At 65.9% G+C, this 20174-nt stretch carries 20 protein-coding genes; 16 read left to right on the top strand and 4 right to left on the bottom strand.

All coding sequences use genetic code 11. The features are described from left to right. The first annotated feature begins 11 nt into the window (after positions 1-11). The 3 genes from CSQ99_RS03075 (at position 12) to CSQ99_RS03065 (ending at position 2872) form a co-directional block, all read left to right on the top strand. Positions 12-857: an enoyl-CoA hydratase gene (locus tag CSQ99_RS03075; protein ID WP_099037562.1), complete on the top strand. Its 846-nt coding sequence runs from the start codon at positions 12-14 to the stop codon at positions 855-857. 89 nt (positions 858-946) lie between these two features. Next, positions 947-2575: an ABC-F family ATP-binding cassette domain-containing protein gene (locus tag CSQ99_RS03070; RefSeq protein WP_099037561.1), complete on the top strand. Its 1629-nt coding sequence runs from the start codon at positions 947-949 to the stop codon at positions 2573-2575. 99 nt (positions 2576-2674) lie between these two features. Continuing rightward, entirely contained in the window at positions 2675-2872 is a 198-nt protein-coding gene (locus tag CSQ99_RS03065) for a helix-turn-helix domain-containing protein (protein ID WP_099037560.1), read from the top strand. 15 nt (positions 2873-2887) lie between these two features. Here the strand turns inward: CSQ99_RS03065 and CSQ99_RS03060 are convergent, their stop codons facing one another. Together CSQ99_RS03060 and acnA are read right to left on the bottom strand one after the other, a co-directional pair. Beyond that, the gene (locus tag CSQ99_RS03060) at positions 2888-3451 is read right to left on the bottom strand and encodes a TetR/AcrR family transcriptional regulator (RefSeq protein ID WP_099037559.1); all 564 of its coding nucleotides are present in this window, start codon (positions 3449-3451) and stop codon (positions 2888-2890) included. 4 nt (positions 3452-3455) lie between these two features. Next, complete coding sequence (acnA, locus tag CSQ99_RS03055; protein ID WP_099037558.1) at positions 3456-6275, bottom strand: aconitate hydratase AcnA; 2820 nt, start codon at positions 6273-6275, stop codon at positions 3456-3458. 161 nt (positions 6276-6436) lie between these two features. On the opposite strand from acnA, the gene CSQ99_RS03050 reads away from it, so the two are divergent. The 11 genes from CSQ99_RS03050 (at position 6437) to CSQ99_RS03000 (ending at position 16712) form a co-directional block, all read left to right on the top strand. Then, complete coding sequence (locus CSQ99_RS03050) at positions 6437-6988, top strand: Rv1476 family membrane protein (RefSeq protein ID WP_245908640.1); 552 nt, start codon at positions 6437-6439, stop codon at positions 6986-6988. 214 nt (positions 6989-7202) lie between these two features. Continuing rightward, positions 7203-8636, top strand: coding sequence for an NlpC/P60 family peptidoglycan endopeptidase RipA (gene ripA / locus CSQ99_RS03045; protein ID WP_099037557.1), 1434 nt, complete (start codon positions 7203-7205; stop codon positions 8634-8636). Positions 8637-8689: 53 nt separating this feature from the next. Further along, positions 8690-9352 carry an NlpC/P60 family peptidoglycan endopeptidase RipB gene (ripB, locus tag CSQ99_RS03040; RefSeq protein WP_141562646.1) on the top strand — a complete coding sequence of 221 codons (663 nt, stop codon included), beginning with the start codon at positions 8690-8692 and terminating at the stop codon, positions 9350-9352. Positions 9353-9527: 175 nt separating this feature from the next. After that, positions 9528-10691 (top strand): chaperone MoxR1, encoded by a 1164-nt coding sequence (gene moxR1, locus CSQ99_RS03035; protein ID WP_099037556.1) that lies wholly within the window; start codon positions 9528-9530, stop codon positions 10689-10691. Between the two features lie 35 nt (positions 10692-10726). Then, positions 10727-11644 carry a DUF58 domain-containing protein gene (locus tag CSQ99_RS03030; RefSeq protein WP_176560852.1) on the top strand — a complete coding sequence of 306 codons (918 nt, stop codon included), beginning with the start codon at positions 10727-10729 and terminating at the stop codon, positions 11642-11644. 29 nt (positions 11645-11673) lie between these two features. Next, the gene (locus tag CSQ99_RS03025) at positions 11674-12681 is read left to right on the top strand and encodes a VWA domain-containing protein (RefSeq protein ID WP_099037554.1); all 1008 of its coding nucleotides are present in this window, start codon (positions 11674-11676) and stop codon (positions 12679-12681) included. Positions 12682-12703: 22 nt separating this feature from the next. After that, positions 12704-13714, top strand: a complete 1011-nt coding sequence (locus CSQ99_RS03020; RefSeq protein WP_099037553.1) for a VWA domain-containing protein — start codon at positions 12704-12706, stop codon at positions 13712-13714. Positions 13715-13757: 43 nt separating this feature from the next. Next, positions 13758-14525, top strand: a complete 768-nt coding sequence (fabG1, locus tag CSQ99_RS03015) for a 3-oxoacyl-ACP reductase FabG1 (protein ID WP_099037552.1) — start codon at positions 13758-13760, stop codon at positions 14523-14525. A 22-nt stretch (positions 14526-14547) separates the two neighbouring features. Further along, positions 14548-15354 (top strand): NADH-dependent enoyl-ACP reductase InhA, encoded by an 807-nt coding sequence (inhA, locus tag CSQ99_RS03010; protein ID WP_099037551.1) that lies wholly within the window; start codon positions 14548-14550, stop codon positions 15352-15354. Next, entirely contained in the window at positions 15355-16368 is a 1014-nt protein-coding gene (locus CSQ99_RS03005) for a ferrochelatase (RefSeq protein ID WP_099037550.1), read from the top strand. 98 nt (positions 16369-16466) lie between these two features. Then, positions 16467-16712: a hypothetical protein gene (locus CSQ99_RS03000; protein ID WP_099037549.1), complete on the top strand. Its 246-nt coding sequence runs from the start codon at positions 16467-16469 to the stop codon at positions 16710-16712. A gap of 21 nt (positions 16713-16733) precedes the next feature. Here CSQ99_RS03000 and CSQ99_RS02995 read toward each other — a convergent pair whose 3' ends face one another. Next, positions 16734-17594, bottom strand: coding sequence for a hypothetical protein (locus CSQ99_RS02995; RefSeq protein WP_099037548.1), 861 nt, complete (start codon positions 17592-17594; stop codon positions 16734-16736). Between the two features lie 59 nt (positions 17595-17653). Here CSQ99_RS02995 and CSQ99_RS02990 point away from each other — a divergent pair, with 59 nt between their 5' ends. Beyond that, positions 17654-18085, top strand: a complete 432-nt coding sequence (locus CSQ99_RS02990; protein WP_099037547.1) for an NfeD family protein — start codon at positions 17654-17656, stop codon at positions 18083-18085. A gap of 31 nt (positions 18086-18116) precedes the next feature. Further along, the gene (locus CSQ99_RS02985) at positions 18117-19337 is read left to right on the top strand and encodes an SPFH domain-containing protein (RefSeq protein ID WP_099037546.1); all 1221 of its coding nucleotides are present in this window, start codon (positions 18117-18119) and stop codon (positions 19335-19337) included. Here the strand turns inward: CSQ99_RS02985 and CSQ99_RS02980 are convergent. Further along, the gene (locus CSQ99_RS02980) at positions 19325-20050 is read right to left on the bottom strand and encodes a TVP38/TMEM64 family protein (RefSeq protein WP_099037622.1); all 726 of its coding nucleotides are present in this window, start codon (positions 20048-20050) and stop codon (positions 19325-19327) included. The two genes, CSQ99_RS02985 and CSQ99_RS02980, sit on opposite strands and share 13 nt — an antisense overlap. Positions 20051-20174 lie beyond the last annotated feature (124 nt).

Here is a 20174-nt window from a genome sequence, read left to right as displayed (position 1 = left end):
CACGCGATAGCGTGCAATCCGTGAGCGAACCCTCAGGTCCTGTAGAAGAACAATTCGTCCTAGTCGACCGCCCACGCGCAGGCGTGGCGCTGGTGACGTTGAACCGTCCGGAGCGAATGAATTCGATGGCGTTCGACGTCATGGTTCCGCTCAAGAAGGTCCTCGACGAGCTGAACTACGACAACTCGGTTCGCGTGATCGTGCTCACAGGCGCGGGGCGTGGGTTCTCGTCTGGCGCCGACCACAAGTCGGCCGGTTCGGTACCGCACATCGACGGGCTGACGCGCCCCAGCTTCGCGCTGCGGTCGATGGAGGTGCTCGACGACGTCATCCTCGCATTGCGCAAGATGCACCAGCCGGTCATCGCCGCGGTCAACGGCGCGGCGATCGGCGGCGGCCTGTGCTTGGCATTGGCGTGCGATATCCGCGTCGCCGCAGCTGGGGCATACTTTCGCGCGGCGGGCATCAACAACGGGCTGACGGCCAGCGAGCTCGGTCTGTCCTATCTGCTGCCCCGCGCGATCGGGACTTCGCGGGCCTTCGAACTGATGCTGACCGGCCGCGACGTGGACGCCGACGAAGCCCAGCGCATCGGTCTGGTGTCGCGCTTCGTGCCCGAGGTCGATCTGCTCGAGACGTGTTACGACATGGCCGAGGGGATCGCGGCGTTCTCGCGACCGGGAATCGAGTTGACCAAGCGCACACTTTGGAGTGGACTTGACGCCGGTAGCCTGGAGGCACACATGCAGGCCGAAGGCCTAGGACAACTCTTCGTCCGATTGCTCACCGCCAATTTCGAAGAAGCGGTTGCAGCGCGCGCGGAGAAGCGGGCCCCGGTCTTCACCGACGAGCGCTAGCGCGTGGGGGCACCTCCCGGCCGAAGGCCAGGGGGAGAGTCGACGGCCTGCGACGACAAGTAAGCATTGAGCATTAGGGAGAGTGCAGCGTGATCACCGCAACGGACCTGGAGGTCCGCGCCGGCGCGCGCACACTGCTCTCGACCGAAGGTGCCGCGTTGCGGGTGCAGCCCGGCGACCGGATCGGTCTGGTCGGCCGCAACGGTGCAGGCAAGACCACCACCATGCGCATCCTCGCGGGGGAGGGCGAACCCTACGCGGGCATCGTCACGCGCACGGGCGACGTCGGTTACCTGCCACAGGATCCCAGGGAGGGTGATCTCGATGTGCTCGCCAGGGACCGGGTGCTTTCGGCGCGGGGTCTCGACTCGCTGCTCGCGGATCTGGAAAAGCAGCAGGCGTTGATGGCCGAGGTCGCCGATGACGCGGCCCGGGACAAGGCAGTGCGGCGCTACGGCCAGCTCGAGGAGCGGTTCGCCGCGCTCGGCGGCTATGCGGCCGAGAGTGAGGCCGGCCGTATCTGCGCGAGTCTCGGCCTGGCAGAACGTGTTCTGACGCAGCCACTGCGGACGCTGTCCGGTGGACAGCGTCGTCGAGTGGAGCTCTCGCGAATCCTGTTCGCCGCGTCCGAATCCGGTTCGGGCTCCTCGACCACACTGCTGCTCGACGAGCCGACCAACCACCTCGACGCCGACTCGGTCGGCTGGCTGCGCGAATTCCTCCAGCAGCACAAGGGTGGACTCATCGTCATCAGCCACAATGTCGATCTGCTCGCCGACGTGGTCAACCGCGTGTGGTTCCTCGACGCGGTGCGTGGCGAGGCCGACGTCTACAACATGGGGTGGCAGAAGTACCTCGACGCCCGCGCCACCGACGAACAGCGTCGCCGCCGTGAGCGCGCCAATGCTGAGCGCAAGGCGGGCGCCCTACGGACCCAAGCCGAGAAGATGGGGGCCAAAGCGACCAAAGCCGTTGCCGCACAGAATATGTTGCGCCGCGCCGACCGGATGATGGCGGCGCTCGACGAAGAGCGAGTGGCCGACAAGGTGGCGCGGATCAAATTCCCGACGCCGGCTGCGTGCGGCCGTGTCCCGCTGGTCGCCAAGGGGCTGACGAAGAACTATGGCTCGCTCGAGGTGTTCACCGGTGTGGACCTCGCCATCGACCGCGGGTCGCGCGTCGTGGTGCTCGGTCTGAACGGTGCAGGAAAGACGACGCTGCTGCGTCTGCTGGCGGGCGCGGAAACCGCGGATGCGGGATCGCTGGAGCCGGGTCACGGAATGAAGCTCGGATACTTCGCGCAGGAACACGACACGCTCGACGACCGCGCGACGGTCTGGGAGAACATTCGCCACGCCGCACCCGACACCGGTGAGCAGGATCTGCGGGGTCTGTTGGGCGCGTTCATGTTCAGCGGTCCGCAGCTCGAACAGCCCGCGGGAACACTGTCCGGTGGCGAGAAGACGCGGCTCGCGCTGGCCGGCCTCGTCGCGTCGACGGCCAACGTGTTGTTGCTCGACGAGCCGACCAACAACCTCGATCCCGCGTCGCGCGAGCAGGTTCTCGATGCGCTGCGAAGCTACCTGGGTGCGGTCGTGCTGGTCACCCACGATCCGGGGGCGGCCGAGGCGCTGAATCCGCAGCGCGTGGTGCTGCTGCCCGACGGCACGGAGGACTTCTGGTCCGACGACTACCGGGATCTCATCGAGCTCGCCTGACTCGGTTCAGCAAACCATTTCTTCGAATTTCTCACCGCTGGTGTAAGCGCTTCCTAGGCTGGGTATCCGTCGGGGAATCAAACGCGTGGGGAGCTGCCGATGAAAAAACTGACGAAGGCCCGAGATGAATTTCTCACCGAGCTGAAGAGCGCCTATGAAGGCGGCGCGAGTATCCGGACGCTCGTAGCGTCGACGGGTCGCTCATACGGTTCGATTCACAGCATGCTGCGTGAATCGGGGACTACAATGCGCAGCCGCGGGGGTCCGAACCACCGCAGCCGGAGGCACTACGCCTGATTCTCCGGCTGTGCCTCAGGCTTGGCGCAGCGACGCTTCGACCAGGTCCAGTACGCCACTGAGCTTTTCGGGATCGTCGCCCGAAGCCAGCCGGGCAACCAAGCCGTCGAGTACGAGATCGAGATAGGTCTGCAGCACCGCGCTGGGCACGTCGTCGCGAAGTCGGCCGGCCTGCTTCTGGCGGCGCAGCCTCGCGGTGGTGGCCGCCGACAGCTCGGCTGAGCGCTCCAGCCACCCTCGGTGAAACTCGGGGTCGTTGCGCAACTTGCGGGCGATTTCCAACCGCGTCGCCAACCAGTCGAACTGTTCCGGCGCCGCCAGCATGTCCCGCATCACCTGGACGAGACCCTCGCGCGAAGCCACGTCCGCCATTCGTTCAGCGTCCTCGCGCGCTAACTCGAAGAACAACGTGTCCTTGTCGCGGAAGTGGTGAAAGATGGCGCCGCGCGACAACCCGATGGTCTGCTCGAGTCGCCGCACGGTCGCCTTGTCGTAGCCGTACTCCGCGAAACATCGGCGGGCACCGTCAAGAATCTGACGGCGGCGCGCCGCCAAATGGTCATCGGTGACCCGGGGCATTTGTTTACGACCGCAGCATGTTGCGCAGGACGTACTGCAAGATGCCACCGTTGCGGTAGTAGTCCGCCTCGCCAGGCGTGTCGATGCGCACGACCGCGTCGAATTCGACGACGTCGCCAGAGCCACCCGCCCGATTGTTCTTGGTGGCCTTGACCTTCACTGTCTTCGGCGTCTTGCCGTCGTTGAGGGCCTCGATGCCGGTGATGTCGAACGTCTCGGTGCCGTCGAGCTTCAGCGACGCCGCCGATTCACCCTCCGGGAACTGCAGCGGGATGACACCCATGCCGATCAGGTTCGAGCGGTGGATGCGCTCGAACGATTCAGTGATGACCGCGCGCACGCCCAGCAGGCTGGTGCCCTTGGCCGCCCAGTCACGCGAGGACCCAGACCCGTACTCCTTACCGCCCAGCACGACCAGCGGAATGCCCTTTTCGGCATAGTTCTGCGCGGCGTCATAGATGAACGCCTGCTCTCCGCCGTTGGTGAAGTCGCGGGTATATCCGCCCGACACGTCGTCGAGCAGCTGATTACGCAGCCGGATGTTCGCGAACGTCCCGCGGATCATCACCTCGTGGTTGCCTCGACGCGAACCGTAGGAGTTGTAGTCGGCCTTATCCACACCGTGCTCGTCGAGATACTGCGCGGCCGGCGTGCCCGCTTTGATATTGCCCGCGGGGGAGATGTGGTCGGTGGTCACCGAATCGCCAAGCAGCGCAAGCACCCGTGCGCCGCTGATATCGGTCACCGCCTCGGGCTCGGCGGGCATCCCGTCGAAGTACGGTGGCTTGCGCACGTACGTCGAATTCGCGTCCCACTCAAAGGTGTTGCCCTCGGGCGTGGGCAGGTTGCGCCAGCGCTCGTCACCCTTGAACACGTCTGCGTAGTTCTCGACGAACATCTCCGTGTTGATCGCCGATGCGATGGTGTCGTTGATGTCCTGCTGCGACGGCCAGATGTCCTTCAGGAAGACGTCGTTTCCGTCCTCGTCCTTGCCGAGCGGATCGTTCTCGAAGTCGAAGTCCATGGTCCCGGCAAGCGCGTAGGCGATGACCAGCGGCGGCGACGCGAGATAGTTCATCTTCACGTCGGGATTGATCCGGCCCTCGAAGTTACGGTTGCCCGACAGCACCGCCGCGGCCGAGAGGTCGCAGTCGTTGATGGCCTTGCTGATCTCCTCGGGCAGCGGGCCGGAGTTGCCGATGCAGGTCGTGCAGCCGTAGCCGACCAGGTAGAAGCCCAGCTTCTCCAGATAAGGCCACAGCGCGGCCTTTTCGTAATAGTCGGTGACGACCTGCGAGCCGGGCGCCATCGTGGTCTTGACCCACGGCTTGGACATCAGGCCCTTCTCGACAGCGTTCTTCGCGAGCAGGGCGGCGCCGAGCATCACCTCGGGGTTCGACGTGTTGGTGCACGACGTGATCGCCGCGATCACCACCGCGCCGTGGTCGAGGACGAACTCGCCGCGGCCCTCGCATTTGACCTCGACCGGCTTGCTCGGCCTGCCGTTGGAGCCGACGGCAACCGACGGAAGGACGGCATCCTCGTCGGCGTAGGACAACGACACCGGGTCGCTTGCGGGGAAGGTCTCGTCTACCGCCTCGTCGACGTTGGTGTGCTCGACGGGCAGGTTCTCCTCGACGTAGTTGTGAATGTCCTTGCGGAAGGCCGTCTTCGCGTCCGACAGTGCGATGCGGTCCTGCGGGCGCTTGGGCCCCGCGATCGACGCGACGACATCGCCAAGGTCCAGCTCGATGTACTCCGAGAACTTGGGCTCGCGCGACGGGTCGTGCCACATGCCCTGTTCCTTGGCGTATGCCTCGACCAGCGCCAGCTGCTGCTCGCTGCGCCCGGTCATCCGCAGGTAGTCGATGGTGACATCGTCGATCGGGAAAATCGCTGCCGTGGAACCGAATTCGGGACTCATGTTGCCCAGGGTCGCGCGGTTGGCAAGCGGCACCTCGGCGACACCCTCGCCGTAGAACTCGACGAACTTGCCCACCACACCGTGCTTGCGCAGCATCTCGGTGACGGTGAGCACGACATCGGTGGCGGTGACACCGGCAGGGCGCTCACCGGAGAGCTTGAAGCCGACGACCCGCGGGATCAGCATCGACACCGGTTGGCCCAGCATGGCCGCCTCGGCCTCGATACCGCCGACGCCCCAGCCAAGCACGCCAAGACCGTTTTCCATCGTCGTGTGCGAGTCGGTGCCCACGCAGGTATCGGGGTATGCGACGCCGTTGCGTTCCATCACGACGCTCGCCAGGTACTCGATGTTCACCTGGTGCACGATGCCGGTGCCCGGCGGCACCACTTTGAAGTCGTCGAACGCGCCCTGGCCCCAGCGCAGGAACTGATAGCGCTCACCGTTGCGCTGGTACTCGATCTCGACGTTGCGCTCGAAGGCGTTGGCGGTGCCGAACAGATCGGCGATCACCGAGTGGTCGATCACCAGGTCGGCCGGAGCCAGCGGGTTGACCTGGTCCGGGTCGCCACCGAGCTCGCCGACGGCCTCGCGCATGGTGGCGAGGTCGACGATGCAGGGCACGCCCGTGAAGTCCTGCATGATCACCCGGGCAGGGGTGAACTGGATCTCCACGCTGGGTTCGGCCGACGGGTCCCACTTCGCGATTGCCTCGATGTGGCCCTTGGTGATGTTGGCGCCATCCTCGGTGCGCAGCAGATTCTCGGCGAGGACCTTGAGGCTGTACGGAAGCTTCTCGGTGCCGGGCACTGCGTCCAGGCGATAGATCTCGTAACTCTGGTCCCCGACCTTCAGCGTGTCGCGGGCCCCAAACGAATTGACCGAATCTTTGCTGCTCACATCAACTCCCGGCTAGATATCGCCGCGACGGGCTGTGTCGGCGGCGCTCCTGATTCTAACAGTACGCTTGTCCTGTAAACCACCCCAGGGGTGGCTCCAGTCTTCTCCTCAAGTGCGCGTGCTGCCACCCGTCGGGATACCCATCACGTACGGTTTCACCTGTGATCGGACCGAAAGTCATGCCGTTCCTGCCGACCTATATCCCGTCTGACGTGTGCGGGCCGGTCGGAAAGGATCCCGCGACCACGCCGGTCGACACCTGTATGGAGCTGGTCATCGCTGATATCGAGGACGATGGCGTCAGCGCTGCGGATACCCCGGAGAACGCCGGCCTGGCCGATGTGGTCGCCGAGGCCAAGCAGAAGGGCATCGACCTCAAGATCGTGGTGGTCGATCGCAACCCGCCGATCGACACCCCACTGCGCGACGTCGCCACCGAGGTAGGGGAGGCGTTCGGCGGTTCGACCGTGTTGGTGCTCAGCCCTACGGAGTCGGGAACCTTCAGTACGACGTATGACCGGATGACGCTGGAGGCGGGCCAAGACGTCGCCGAGGGCCGTGGTTCGGTGCAGGGATCGAAGAATTTCGTCGGCGAGTTGACCGCCCAACATTTCCCCTGGACGACATTCACGATTGTCGTCGTACTAGCAGTGGTCGCCGCCATCGTCGCAACGCGAACGTTGCAAAATCGCGCCAAACGCCAGAACGTCTAAGCGCACTCGAAAAGCCGCGTGGCGCTGCGCTTTTGCGCAATTCCCGGTAGCCAAATGTCACAGCCGGATAACGCTATCTGCAATTACAAACTTGTAGTTTGTGACTAAAGTTTCTTTGGCGTCAGATGTGACGTACGGTGCAATCTGTAGCTGATGTTGCAGATGTGACTTGTGTGACTTCTGCGCATTCGCGTGAGCCATAGGAGACATGTCAATGAGACGCACCTCTAGCGCCTCTGCTTCGCGGCTATGCACGCGGGTCTGCGTGATTCCACTTACCGCCGGCATGCTGCTCATCACACCGGGATTGGGCGGTGCACAACCCGGCAGTCCGGACAGCATCGGGGCGCTCGTCGCGGCAGTGGCGAACGTCAACCAGAAGCTGCAGGATCTGGGCGCTGCAATCCAGGCGAAGCAGGAAGGCGTCAACAAAGCCATCGTCGATGTGCAGGCCGCACGTGATGCCGCCGCCGCCGCGCAGGTCGAGCTCGACGCCAGCGCGCAGCGCGTCAAGGATGCCAACATCGCGATCGCGGCAGCGCAGGATCGATTCGACACCTTCGCTGTCGCAACATATGTCAACGGCCCCTCGAGCTCGTACCTGACCGCATCCGACCCGGGCGACATCCTCAACACCGCAACGACCGGCGAGGCATTGGCCGTCAGCACCCAACGGGTGATCAGTGATCTGCAGCGGGCGCGCACCGAACAGGTGAACAAGGAGTCGGCCGCGCGGTTGGCCAAGCAGAACGCGGACCAGGCGGTGATCGATGCGGAGGCCAGCCAGCAGACCGCGGTGTCGGCGCTGACCGAGGCGCAGCAGACCTTCCGTGCTCAGCAGACCGAACTGGACAAGCTGTCAGCCGAACGTGCTGCCGCGCAAGCCAAGCTGGACGAGGCGCGCACGTGGTCGGCCCCCGCACGCCCCGCGGCAGGCGGAGTTCCGGCCCAGCCGGCCGCCGCGGCGAGTGCGCCGTCGAATCCCGCTGGCAACTGGGACACCGGGCCACAGCGGGTCGATCCGGCTACCGGTAACTGGGCCACGGCCTGGGATCCGTTCCTGCCTGCCATCCCCAGCGCCTTCGTCAGTGGTGATCCGATCGCGATCATCAACCAGATCCTCGGTTACGCGTCGACTTCGGCGCAGGTCACGCAGGATCTCGGGCGTAGCTTCCTGCAGAAGTTGGGCCTGTTGCCCACGCCGACCGGTTACACCAACAACGGCGCAATTCCCTCTGTACACGGCAGGGAGGCCACCGAGTATGTGATCCAGCGCGCCATGTCGCAACGGGGCGTGCCCTATTCGTGGGGCGGTGGCAACGCGGCAGGAAAGAGCCGGGGCATCGATTCCGGTTCGGGCACAGTCGGATTCGACTGTTCAGGCCTGATGCTTTATGCCTTCGCCGGCGTCGGCATCAAGCTGGACCACTACTCGGGTTCGCAGTACAACGCGGGTCGCAAGATCCCGTCGGCCCAGGCCCGCCGTGGCGACATGCTCTTCTGGGGCCCCAACGCCAGTCAGCACGTCGCCCTGTACCTCGGCGACGGCCAGATGCTCGAGGCTCCCTACACCGGGTCGGTCGTGAAGGTTTCGCCGGTCCGCACCAGCGGCATGACCCCGTACGCGACACGTCTCATCGAATGGTGACGAGAAGGATTACTTTGCACTCCAAGCTTTTTCGGGTCCTCAGCGGTCTCTTGATGATGGTCGGCGCAGTTGTGGTGGCCATCGGCGCAGCCATGCCCGCGACCGCCGCCCCTGACGACGGCCAGTGGGATCCCACGCTGCCGAAGATTCTCAGCGCTGGCGCGCCGGGCGATCCGCTGTCCATCGCCAACGCGTCTCTGGCTGCGACCGCGCAGGCCACCGAGGCCACGATGGACCTCGGCCGCAAGTTCCTGGCCACCCTCGGGTTCGGCCCGCCGCCCTCGGCGGGTGTGGCACCCGGCCGGGTGCGCGGTCCGCAGGCCATCGAGTACGTCATCCGACGCGGCGGCTCCCAGATCGGCACCCCGTATTCCTGGGGCGGCGGCAAGCCAACAGGCCCGAGCACCGGCGTCGACTCCGGCGCCAACACCGTCGGCTACGACTGCTCGGGCTTCACCCAGTTCTCATTCGCCGGCGTCGGCGTGCTGATCCCGAAATACTCGGGCGATCAGTACGACACCGGTCGCAAAGTGCCGACGAGCCAGGCCAAGCGCGGCGATCTGCTGTTCTGGGGTCCGGGTGGCAGCCAGCACGTCGCGATCTATCTCGGCGGCGGCAAGATGCTGGAGTCCGGGGGCACCGCGGGCGGGGTTGGGGTCAGCCAGGTGCGGACCGCGGGCCTGCAGCCGTACGTCGCGCGGATTATCGAAACCTGAGCGACGCCTGAGCAAAGCCTGAGCTCCTGTTAGCAATGCTGTTGATGTTGGCGGCACGCGGCCGGGCGACGTCGACGGATTCCGAAGTGCCTGGAATAGTTGACGACGAGCGTGCGGCGGACAAGGTGTCGCCGAGGCCGGAGATTGGCCAAATACCGATGTGGGAGGACCGTTGATGACGTCACCGAGTGGGTCGCCGCAGGGCGCCGGAGGGTTCTCTGGACAGGCCCCTTCCGGGCAGGGCCCCGCCCAGGGTTATCCCCCCGCGCAGGCCGGGACGCATGCCGCACCGGCCAACAATGGGGGCCTCCAGCAGGAGGTTCACACCCTGGAGCGCGCGATCTTCGAGGTCAAGCGGATCATCGTCGGCCAGGACCAGCTCGTCGAGCGGATGCTGGTGGGCCTGCTCGCCAAGGGTCACGTGCTGCTCGAGGGCGTGCCGGGCGTCGCCAAGACGCTGGCCGTCGAAACCTTCGCCAAGGTCGTGGGCGGCACCTTCGCGCGTATCCAGTTCACCCCCGACCTGGTGCCCACCGACATCGTCGGCACCCGGATCTATCGCCAGGGCAAGGAGGAGTTCGACATCGAACTCGGCCCCGTGGTGGTCAACTTCCTGCTGGCCGACGAGATCAACCGCGCGCCCGCCAAGGTGCAGTCCGCACTGCTCGAGGTCATGGCCGAGCGCAAGATCTCGATCGGCGGCAAGACGTTCCCGCTGCCCGCGCCGTTCCTGGTGATGGCCACGCAGAACCCGATCGAGCAGGAGGGCGTCTACGCGCTCCCCGAGGCGCAGCGTGACCGTTTCCTGTTCAAGCTCAACATCGACTATCCGACACCGGAGGAAGAGCGCGAGATCATCTACCGGATGGGCGTGAAGCCGCCGGAGCCCAAGCAGGTGCTCGGCCCCGGCGACCTGCTCCGTCTGCAGGACGTCGCGGCCAACAACTTCGTCCATCACGCGCTCGTGGACTATGTGGTGCGCGTCGTCACCGCGACACGCCAGCCCGAGAAGTTCGGTATGCCCGACGCGCAGGCGTGGATCGCCTACGGCGCCTCACCGCGTGCCTCGCTCGGCATCATCGCCGCGTCCCGCGCGCTTGCATTGGTGCGTGGACGTGACTATGTCGTTCCGCAGGATGTCGTCGAGGTCATTCCGGATGTGCTGCGGCACCGCCTCGTGCTGACCTATGACGCGCTGGCCGACGAGATCTCGGCCGAGACCGTGATCAACCGGATCCTGCAGACCGTCGGTCTTCCGCAGGTGAATGCCATTCCGCAGCAAGGCCATTCGGTGCCGCCCGTGATGCCGGCCGCAGCGGCTGCGGCCAGCGGTCGGTGACTCGAACAACGGGCGGCCCGACGAGGCGAGTCGATCTGCCGTCGCTGAAGCGAGGGGAGATTCGTGATCCCGCGCTGACGGCGGCGCTGCGCAAACTCGAGTTGACCGTGCGCCGCAAGCTCGACGGCGTACTGCACGGCGACCACCTCGGCTTGCTGCCCGGCCCGGGTTCCGAACCCGGCGAATCGCGGCTCTACCAGCCTGGCGACGATGTGCGTCGGATGGATTGGTCGGTGACCGCCCGCACCACACATCCGCACGTACGCCAGATGATCGCCGACCGTGAACTGGAGACCTGGCTGGTGGTCGACGTCTCGGCGAGCCTGGACTTCGGGACCGTGGGGTGCGAGAAGCGCGACCTGGCAGTGGCGGCGGCCGCGGCGATCACGTTCCTCAACAGCGGCGGCGGTAACCGGATCGGCGCCATCATCGCCAACGGCGACTCCGTCCGGCGGGTGCCCGCGCTGTCTGGTCGCATGCACGAACAGGAGATGCTGCGGGCCATCGCCACGATGCCCAAGGCGCCCGCGGGAGTCCGCGGTGATCTGGCCGCCACCATCGACGCCCTGCGCAGACCCGAACGCCGGCGCGGGATGGCGGTCATCATCAGCGACTTTCTCGGCCCGATCGACTGGATGCGCCCGTTACGGGCCATCGCCGGGCGGCACGAGGTGCTCGGCATCGAGGTGCTGGATCCGCGCGATGTCGAACTGCCGCCCGTCGGCGACGTCATCCTGCAGGACACCGAGACCGGCCGCACTCGTGAGTTCACCATTGACGCGCAGCTGCGCGACGACTTCGCGAAGGCCGCGGCGGCCCATCGAGCCGAGGTGGCGCGGACGCTGCGACGCTGCGATGCACCGCTGCTGTCGCTGCGCACCGACAGGGACTGGATTGCCGACGTGGTCCGGTTCGTCGCCACTCGCCGCTTGGCCCTGGCGGGCCGCGCCTGAGATCTTTGACCTGAAATGCTAAGGCGTACATGACATTACCGCTACTTGGTCCGATAACGCTGTCGGGGTTCGAGCACGCTTGGTTCTTCCTGTTCCTGTTGGTCGTGCTCGGCGTAGTCGCGCTCTACATCTTCGTTCAGCTTGCCCGGCACCGGCGGATGCTGCGATTCGCCAACATGGAACTGCTGGAGAGTGTTGCGCCCAAGAGTCCGACACGGCGGCGGCACCTGCCCGCGATCCTGCTCGTGATCGCGCTGGTGCTTCTCACCGTGGCGATGGCCGGCCCGACACACGACGTCCGAATTCCGCGCAACCGCGCGGTGGTGATGCTCGTGATGGACGTATCGCAGTCGATGCGGGCCACTGACGTCTCGCCGAATCGCATGGCAGCGGCCCAGGAAGCGTCCAAACAGTTCGCCGATGAGTTGACCCCTGGCATCAATCTCGGGCTGATCGCCTATGCCGGTACGGCGACCGTGCTGGTTTCACCGACCACCGGTCGCGAAGCCACCAAGGCCGCGATCGACAAGTTGCAGTTCGCCGACCGCACCGCCACCGGTGAGGGCATCTTCACCGCGTTGCAGGCGATCGCCACCGTGGGCGCCGTGATCGGCGGCGGCGACGAACCGCCACCGGCGCGCATCGTGTTGTTCTCCGACGGTAAGGAAACCGTGCCGTCGAATCCGGACAATCCGAAGGGCGCCTTCACCGCCGCGCGCACCGCCAAGGACCAAGGTGTGCCGATCTCGACGATTTCGTTCGGGACGCCGTACGGATATGTCGAGATCAACGACCAGCGTCAACCGGTGCCAGTGGACGACGAGATGCTGAAGGAAATCGCCGATCTGTCCGGCGGCGAGGCGTTCACCGCGTCCAGCCTCGAGCAGTTGCGTGCCGTATATGCGAACCTGCAGCAGCAGATCGGCTACGAAACGATCAAGGGCGACGCGAGCATCGGCTGGCTACGGCTCGGTGCGCTGGCGCTGGCGCTGGCGGCATTGTCGGCGCTGCTCATCAACCGTCGTCTGCCGAACTGAGTCGACGGGATGACGATCTGATATGACGATTCCGCTGCTAGGGCCGGTCTCGCTCACGGGGTTCTCACACATCTGGTGGCTCCTGTTCTTCGTTCTCGTCGTGCTGGGGCTGGCCGGGCTGTACGTCGTCGCTCAAGTCGCCCGACGCAGGCGGCTACAGCAGTTCGCCAACACCGAGCTTCTCGACAGCGTGGCGCCGCGGCGCCCGAGCGTGTGGCGGCACGTACCCGCGGCGCTGCTCGGTATCTCGTTGTTGTTCTGCACGATCGCTCTGGCCGGGCCCACCTACGACCAACGCCTTCCGCGCAATCGCGCGGTCGTGATGCTGGCCATCGACGTGTCGCAGTCGATGCGGGCCACTGATGTGGAACCCGACCGGTTGACCGCCGCCAAGGAAGCGTCCAAGAAGTTCGTCGATGAGCTCACCCCGGGGATCAACCTGGGAGTAATCGCCTATGCCGGCACCGCGACGGTGCTGGTTTCACCGACCACGAACCGCGACGCGAGCCGGCGCGCCATCGACAACCTGCAGGTCGCCGACCGTACCGCTACCGGCGAAGCGATTTTCACCGCGTTGTCGTCGATCTCTACGGTCGGGGCCGTCATCGGCGGCGGCGATACGCCGCCGCCCGCCCGCATCGTGTTGTTCTCCGACGGTAAGGAAACCGTGCCGTCGAATCCGGACAATCCGAAGGGCGCCTTCACCGCCGCCCGCACCGCCAAAGACCAGGGGGTCCCGATCTCGACGATCTCCTTCGGCACCGAACACGGCGAGGTGGAGGTCAACGGCGAGCGGGTACCGGTGCCCGTCGACGACCAGATGATGAAGAAGATCGCCCAGCTTTCCGGCGGCGATTCCTACACCGCGTCCAATATCGAGGAACTGAACAAGGTCTACTCCTCGCTCCAGGATCAGATCGGCTACGAGACAGTCCGCGGCGAGGCCACCACCGGCTGGCTGCGGCTCGCGGCCCTGCTGGCTGCGATCGCCGCTGTGGCGAGCCTGTTGATCAACCGCCGGCTGCCACTCTGAGGCGATTTCTTAGAATTGGCGTCCAGACGATAGGTTGGCGGGCATGACTGTGACCGATGATTCGGCTGAGACCGCCGGCCAAACGGCTGGCACCCGTCCGCCTTTCGTATCGCGTTCAGTATTGGTGACCGGCGGAAACCGCGGAATCGGACTCGCCATCGCTCGGCGACTTGCTACCGACGGACACAAAGTGGCCGTCACGCACCGTGGATCGGGTACGCCCGAGGGTCTTTTCGGCGTCGAGTGCGACGTCACCGACAATGACGCCGTCGACCGTGCCTTCAAGGAGGTCGAGGAGCATCAGGGCCCGGTCGAGGTGCTGGTGTCCAATGCTGGCATCTCCAAGGACGCATTTCTCATCCGGATGACCGAGGAGCGGTTCGAGGAGGTCATCAACGCCAATCTCACCGGTGCGTTCCGGGTGGCTCAGCGCGCATCGCGCAGCATGCAACGTAAGCGGTTCGGCCGGATCATCTTCATCGGTTCGGTGTCGGGCAGCTGGGGGATCGGCAATCAGGCCAACTATGCGGCCGCCAAGGCCGGACTGATCGGCATGGCCCGTTCGATCTCGCGGGAGCTCTCCAAGGCCGGCGTCACCGCGAACGTGGTCGCTCCGGGCTACATCGACACCGAGATGACCCGCTCGCTCGATGAGCGGATCCAGGAGGGGGCGCTGGACTTCATCCCGGCCAAGCGGGTCGGCACCGCCGAGGAGGTCGCCGGGGCGGTCAGCTTCCTGGCGTCCGAGGATGCGACCTACATCGCCGGAGCAGTGATCCCGGTCGACGGCGGCATGGGCATGGGCCACTAGGAAACGAACAAGGAAGCTTCACATGACACTTCTGCAAGGCAAGCGCATCCTCGTCACGGGGATCATCACCGACTCTTCGATCGCGTTCCACATCGCCAAGGTTGCCCAGGAGGCGGGCGCCGAGCTGGTGCTGACCGGATTCGACCGGATGAAGCTGATCCAGCGGATCGCCGACCGACTCCCGGAGAAGGCACCCCTTCTCGAGCTCGACGTGCAGGACGAAAAGCATCTCGACACGCTGGCCGACCGCGTCACCGAGGTCATCGGCGACGGCAACAAACTCGACGGCGTGGTGCACTCGATCGGCTTCATGCCGCAGACCGGGATGGGCATCAACCCGTTCTTCGATGCGCCGTACGAGGACGTCGCCAAGGGCATCCACATCTCGGCGTATTCGTATGCGTCGCTGGCGAAGGCGGTGCTGCCCATCATGAATCCGGGTGGCGCCATCGTGGGGATGGACTTCGATCCGACCCGCGCGATGCCCGCGTACAACTGGATGACGGTCGCCAAGAGCGCGCTGGAGTCGGTGAACCGGTTCGTGGCTCGCGAAGCGGGCCCGCACGGTGTCCGCTCGAATCTCGTTGCCGCAGGACCAATCCGCACGCTGGCGATGAGCGCCATCGTCGGCGGTGCGCTCGGCGAGGAGGCCGGTGCGCAGATGAAGTTGCTCGAAGAGGGCTGGGATCAGCGGGCGCCCATCGGATGGAACATGAAGGATCCCACACCCGTGGCCAAGACCGTATGCGCGCTGCTGTCGGACTGGCTGCCCGCGACGACCGGCACGATCATCTACGCCGACGGCGGCGCGAGCACGCAGTTGCTCTAGATGGCCGCTCACGCGAAGAGCAATAGCCCAGACGCGGTCCTGCTGCTGTCCTTCGGCGGGCCGGAAGGGCCGGACCAGGTGATGCCGTTCCTGGAGAACGTCACCAGGGGCCGCGGGATTCCGCGGGAGCGTCTCGCCTCCGTCGCCGAGCACTACATGCATTTCGGCGGCGTCTCGCCGATCAACGGCATCAACCGGGCGCTGGTCGATCAACTGCGTGGATTCATTGACCTCCCAATATATTTCGGTAACCGGAACTGGGAGCCGTACATCGAAGATGCCGTCGCCGCCATGGCCGCCGATGGGATCCGCAGCGCCGCGGTCTTCGCCACGTCGGCGTGGGGCGGTTACTCGGGTTGCACGCAGTACGTCGAGGACATCGCAAGGGCCAGGCGGGCGGTCGGCGACACGGCACCCCAGCTGGTGAAACTGCGTCAGTACTACGACCATCCGCTGTTCGTCCAGATGTTCAGCGAGGCGATCATCACCGCCGCGCAGACCGTGCCGGACAACGCACGGTTGATCTTCACGGCACACTCGATCCCACTGTCGAATGCGTCCCGTTGTGGCGCAGACCTATACGCGCGGCAGGTGGCGTACGCCGCCAAGCTGGTCGCCACCGCGGCGGGCTATGACGACTATGACCAGGTGTGGCAGTCGCGCTCCGGGCCGCCGCAGGTGCCGTGGCTGGAGCCGGATGTCGGCGATCACCTCGCAGCTCTGGCGGAAACAGGCACGGACGCGGTGGTCGTCTGCCCGATCGGTTTCGTCGCAGACCACATCGAGGTGGTGTGGGACCTCGACCACGAGTTGAGATTGCAGGCCGAACAGTCCGATATCGCATTTGCGCGAGCCGCGACGCCGAACGCCGACCTTGCGCGGGTGGTCGCCGACCTACTCGACGAACTGCGCACCGACCGCGATCCGGTCCGTGTCCCTGGCCCGGATGCTCCCCCCTTGCAGGGCTTTTCGCTTGATGGGGCGGTCTGCACGCCTCGCTGTGATACCAGCTAGCGGGGGCCCGAATTTGGCGTCAGCCGCAAGGACACGGAGCGGTTGGCGCGCAACTCTGGAGGTGCAAGAGAAACATAGGCATTCGAAGGAGTTTTGCGATGCGACCAGGGTTAAAGCAGATCGCGGCAGCGGTCGCGGCGAGCGCCGCGGCGTTGACCATCGCGGCGGCGCCCGTTGCGACGGCAGCGCCCCCGTCCACTTCGTCGGCCGTGATCATTCCCGCTGCCCATGGGTACGGTGGCGGCGGCCATGGCTATGGCCATGGTGACCATCGATTCGGCGGGTACCACGGTCCGGGTTACGGATTCGGCTATGACCGGCATTGGTGGCCGTGGCGCTGGTGAGCGTTGCGGCGCCGCGCTCGTTCAGTGCTGCCAGGCGGAATGCAGGATTTCGCTGACGGCCGCCAATCGCGCCGACCGCACGACTCCGTTCAACGGTCGCAGCGCTTCGCTGGCTGTCTGGACGTCGGCGGAGCTGTTGAGTCCGATGGGAATCAGTCCCGAGCTCACCGTGATGATCGCGTCGATGTATGCCGCGTTCTCAAGCACCCGCAGGGCACGCGTCGGCGCATGGTCCGGAATACTGTGTCGCCGTTCGGATTCCACAACCTGTTCGACGAGACTGCGCGGGTCTTCGATATCGCTGCCTGCCGCTTCCGCGTGCAGCGCTCCCAGCGCATCGGCGGCGGAGCGGACCGCGGAGCGCATGGCATATTCCGACTCACCGAGATCGAGACCCTCCGTCGGCGCCGCGCCGGGCACCGAATACACCGTCCACGACAGCGCGGACGGTTCGGCTGCGGTATCGAGCTCATCGCCATCGTCGCCGACATCCGGGTATTCGAAGTCGGGTACCAGGCCGATGGCCTCGGCGGGATCACCGGCCATGATGAGCGCCTCGCCCGCGGCCACCGCGTCACGCTGAAACTGTGTGCCGGCCGGCAGCCCGCGAACGTCGCCGGGTACCGGCAGGGCGACGCCCATCGCGGGCGCCCCGCTGCCCCGGCCCGCGCTGGTACGCAGGGTCTGCAGCAGCGAGACAGCGCCGGCGTCGGTCAGATCCGGCCAGGGCAGCCCCGTACGCCCGGCCGCCACCGAGTCGTACGCCGTGACGGAATGTCTTGGTGCCCACTGTGATAGCGCATCCAACACATCGTCGGGCGCGGCGGCACCAGCAAGCCAGGCGTTCGCCCACACGGTCAACGACACACTCGGACACCACATGATTTCCGCAGTGTAGTTGTTAGCCGCTCATCGGGTCGGCTACGCGCTAGGCTGGCGGCATGCCTGCTGCGCTGATCTGGCTAATCGCCGCCCTGGCCCTTGCCGGAGCCGAGGCGCTGACCGGCGACCTGTTCCTGCTCATGCTCGGCGGCGGCGCCCTGGCCGCCGCTGGCTCCAGCCTCATATTCGATGACCTGTGGATCCATGGAGCGGTCTTCGCCGTCGTGTCGGTGCTACTGCTGGTACTGGTTCGGCCCGCACTGCGCAGGCACTTCAATTCGGGCAAGGGTCTACCCGAGCCTGCGAAGGCGTTGGAGGGTAAGAGCGCGCTGGTGCTCGACCGGGTCGGACGCCACGAAGGACAGGTGAAACTCGAGGGCGAAGTCTGGACCGCACGCCCGCTGAACGATAGCGATGTCTACGAGCCCGGCGACCACGTGACCGTCGTGCAGATCGACGGCGCAACCGCCGTCGTACAGAAAGTCGTCTAGAGAAGCCTGGACACCTAGGGAAGGAACTTTCATGGATGGTGCCGTCGCCGGTTTGATTCTGGTGGCTGTGCTGGTGGTCTTCGCCGCCATCATCGTGGCCAAGTCCATCGCATTGATCCCGCAAGCCGAGGCCGCGGTCATCGAGCGGCTCGGTCGTTACAGCAAGACGGTTTCGGGACAGTTGACGCTGCTGCTGCCGTTCGTCGACAAGATCCGCGCCCGCGTCGACCTGCGTGAACGGGTGGTGTCCTTCCCGCCGCAGCCGGTGATCACCGAGGACAACCTGACGGTCAACATCGATACCGTCGTCTACTTCCAGGTGACCAATCCGCAGGCCGCCGTCTACCAGATCAGCAACTACATCGTCGGCGTCGAGCAGCTGACCACCACCACACTGCGCAACGTGGTCGGCGGCATGACCCTGGAACAGACCCTGACGTCCCGCGACTCGATCAACGGACAGCTGCGCGGCGTGCTCGACGAGGCCACCAACCGATGGGGGCTGCGGGTGGCTCGCGTCGAGTTGCGCAGCATCGACCCGCCGCCGTCGATTCAGGATTCGATGGAAAAGCAGATGCGTGCCGACCGCGAGAAGCGGGCGATGATCCTGACAGCCGAAGGCAACCGGGAGGCGTCGATCAAGCAGGCCGAGGGCCAGAAGCAGGCGCAGATCCTCGCCGCCGAGGGTGCCAAGCAGGCCGCGATCCTGGCCGCCGAGGCCGACCGGCAGTCACGCATGCTGCGCGCCCAGGGTGAACGTGCCGCGTCCTACCTGCAGGCACAGGGCCAGGCCAAGGCCATCGAGAAGACGTTCGCGGCGATCAAGCGGGGCCGACCGACTCCGGAGATGCTGGCCTACCAGTACCTGCAGACACTGCCGCAGATGGCGAAGGGCGAGGCGAACAAGGTCTGGCTGGTGCCAAGCGACTTCGGATCGGCACTCGAGGGCTTCACGAAGATGCTCGGCGCGCCGGGTTCGGACGGCGTCTTCCGTTACGAGCCGTCGCCGGTGGAGGAGGACATCCAACGGCCGGAGGACGACTCCGAGGAGGTGGCCGCCTGGTTCAACACTCAGACCGATCCGGAGATCGCGCAGGCCGTGGCCAAGGCCGAGGCCGAGGCGCGCAAGCCGGTGGCCGGAGTCATCGATCCGCCGCCGCAGTACCCGCCGCTGTCCCAGCAGCAGCAGCCGCCGTCGGCGTACTCCCAGCAGCCCCCGCCTCGCAACGACGGCGGCGCTCACTCCAGATAGGTGGCCTCAGCGTGGTCGCGGTGATGGCGACGATGGGCGCGGAACTCATAGACCAGTCCCGCCACGCCGAGGCACGCGGTGCAGAACGAGATCAGGACCAGTAGCGGGCTGACGCTGCCGGTCAGCGCATCGCCGAGGATCACCACCGCTGAGGTGCCGGGCACCAGCCCGACCAGCGTGGCGAAGGTATAGGGCAATACCCGAACCGCCGACGCGCCCGCTGCGTAGTTCAGCACCGAGAACGGCACGGCCGGAATCAGCCGCATCGACATGATCGCGGGCCACCCGCGTTCCCGCAGTCGGGCGTCCAGCGCGTCGACTCGAGGATGGCTGACCAGCTTGTTGAGCTGCCAGCCGGCCGCGCGGACCAGGAGCAGCGCGATGACTGCGCTGACGGTGGCCGCCGTGACCGCGAGCGGGATGCCGAGGACCGGACCGAACAGCAGGCCTGCGGCCAGGGTGAATGCGGTGCGCGGGAACGGAAATACCGTCATCACGATGTGTGCGCCGAGAAACGCCAACGGAAACCACGGGCCGACGGAAGTCGCCCAGTCGCGCAGTTGAACTGCGGTCGGCAGGGGCACGAGCAGCGCGATTGCGACGAGAATCACAATCGCGGCCAGCATCGCGAACACCCGTCGTCGCGGCACCGCGGACGCGGTCGCGATCACCGAGCTGCGCAGGGCGCGCAAGGTGCTGACGACGGTATTCACGTCCACCGAGCCTACGTTGCGGCGCCCGGCTTGGCTGATCGGCGCGAGCGTGAGTCGGCTGCCCGGCGGTCAACGCCGTGACCTGGATCATTTAGCCTGGTGAGCGGTCGTGTTAGACACAGAG

The organism is Mycobacterium neglectum (assembly GCF_002591975.1).
In the GTDB taxonomy this organism is placed as follows: domain Bacteria; phylum Actinomycetota; class Actinomycetes; order Mycobacteriales; family Mycobacteriaceae; genus Mycobacterium; species Mycobacterium neglectum.
The sequence above is the reverse complement of the archived record's forward strand: the minus strand, read 5'-3'. Positions and strand labels throughout refer to the sequence as shown.

What these genes read in the sequence shown, in the direction of transcription:
- inhA (WP_099037551.1), top strand. Translation starts at nt 14,548, where the DNA reads ATGACACTTCTGCAAGGCAAGCGCATCCTCGTCACGGGGATCATCACC.
- ripB (WP_141562646.1), top strand. Translation starts at nt 8,690, where the DNA reads ATGATGGTCGGCGCAGTTGTGGTGGCCATCGGCGCAGCCATGCCCGCG.
- CSQ99_RS03005 (WP_099037550.1), top strand. Translation starts at nt 15,355, where the DNA reads ATGGCCGCTCACGCGAAGAGCAATAGCCCAGACGCGGTCCTGCTGCTG.
- fabG1 (WP_099037552.1), top strand. Translation starts at nt 13,758, where the DNA reads ATGACTGTGACCGATGATTCGGCTGAGACCGCCGGCCAAACGGCTGGC.
- CSQ99_RS03060 (WP_099037559.1), bottom strand. Translation starts at nt 3,451, where the DNA reads ATGCCCCGGGTCACCGATGACCATTTGGCGGCGCGCCGCCGTCAGATT.
- CSQ99_RS02985 (WP_099037546.1), top strand. Translation starts at nt 18,117, where the DNA reads ATGGATGGTGCCGTCGCCGGTTTGATTCTGGTGGCTGTGCTGGTGGTC.
- CSQ99_RS02990 (WP_099037547.1), top strand. Translation starts at nt 17,654, where the DNA reads ATGCCTGCTGCGCTGATCTGGCTAATCGCCGCCCTGGCCCTTGCCGGA.
- moxR1 (WP_099037556.1), top strand. Translation starts at nt 9,528, where the DNA reads ATGACGTCACCGAGTGGGTCGCCGCAGGGCGCCGGAGGGTTCTCTGGA.
- CSQ99_RS03020 (WP_099037553.1), top strand. Translation starts at nt 12,704, where the DNA reads ATGACGATTCCGCTGCTAGGGCCGGTCTCGCTCACGGGGTTCTCACAC.
- CSQ99_RS02995 (WP_099037548.1), bottom strand. Translation starts at nt 17,594, where the DNA reads ATGTGGTGTCCGAGTGTGTCGTTGACCGTGTGGGCGAACGCCTGGCTT.
- CSQ99_RS03000 (WP_099037549.1), top strand. Translation starts at nt 16,467, where the DNA reads ATGCGACCAGGGTTAAAGCAGATCGCGGCAGCGGTCGCGGCGAGCGCC.
- CSQ99_RS03065 (WP_099037560.1), top strand. Translation starts at nt 2,675, where the DNA reads ATGAAAAAACTGACGAAGGCCCGAGATGAATTTCTCACCGAGCTGAAG.
- ripA (WP_099037557.1), top strand. Translation starts at nt 7,203, where the DNA reads ATGAGACGCACCTCTAGCGCCTCTGCTTCGCGGCTATGCACGCGGGTC.
- CSQ99_RS03025 (WP_099037554.1), top strand. Translation starts at nt 11,674, where the DNA reads ATGACATTACCGCTACTTGGTCCGATAACGCTGTCGGGGTTCGAGCAC.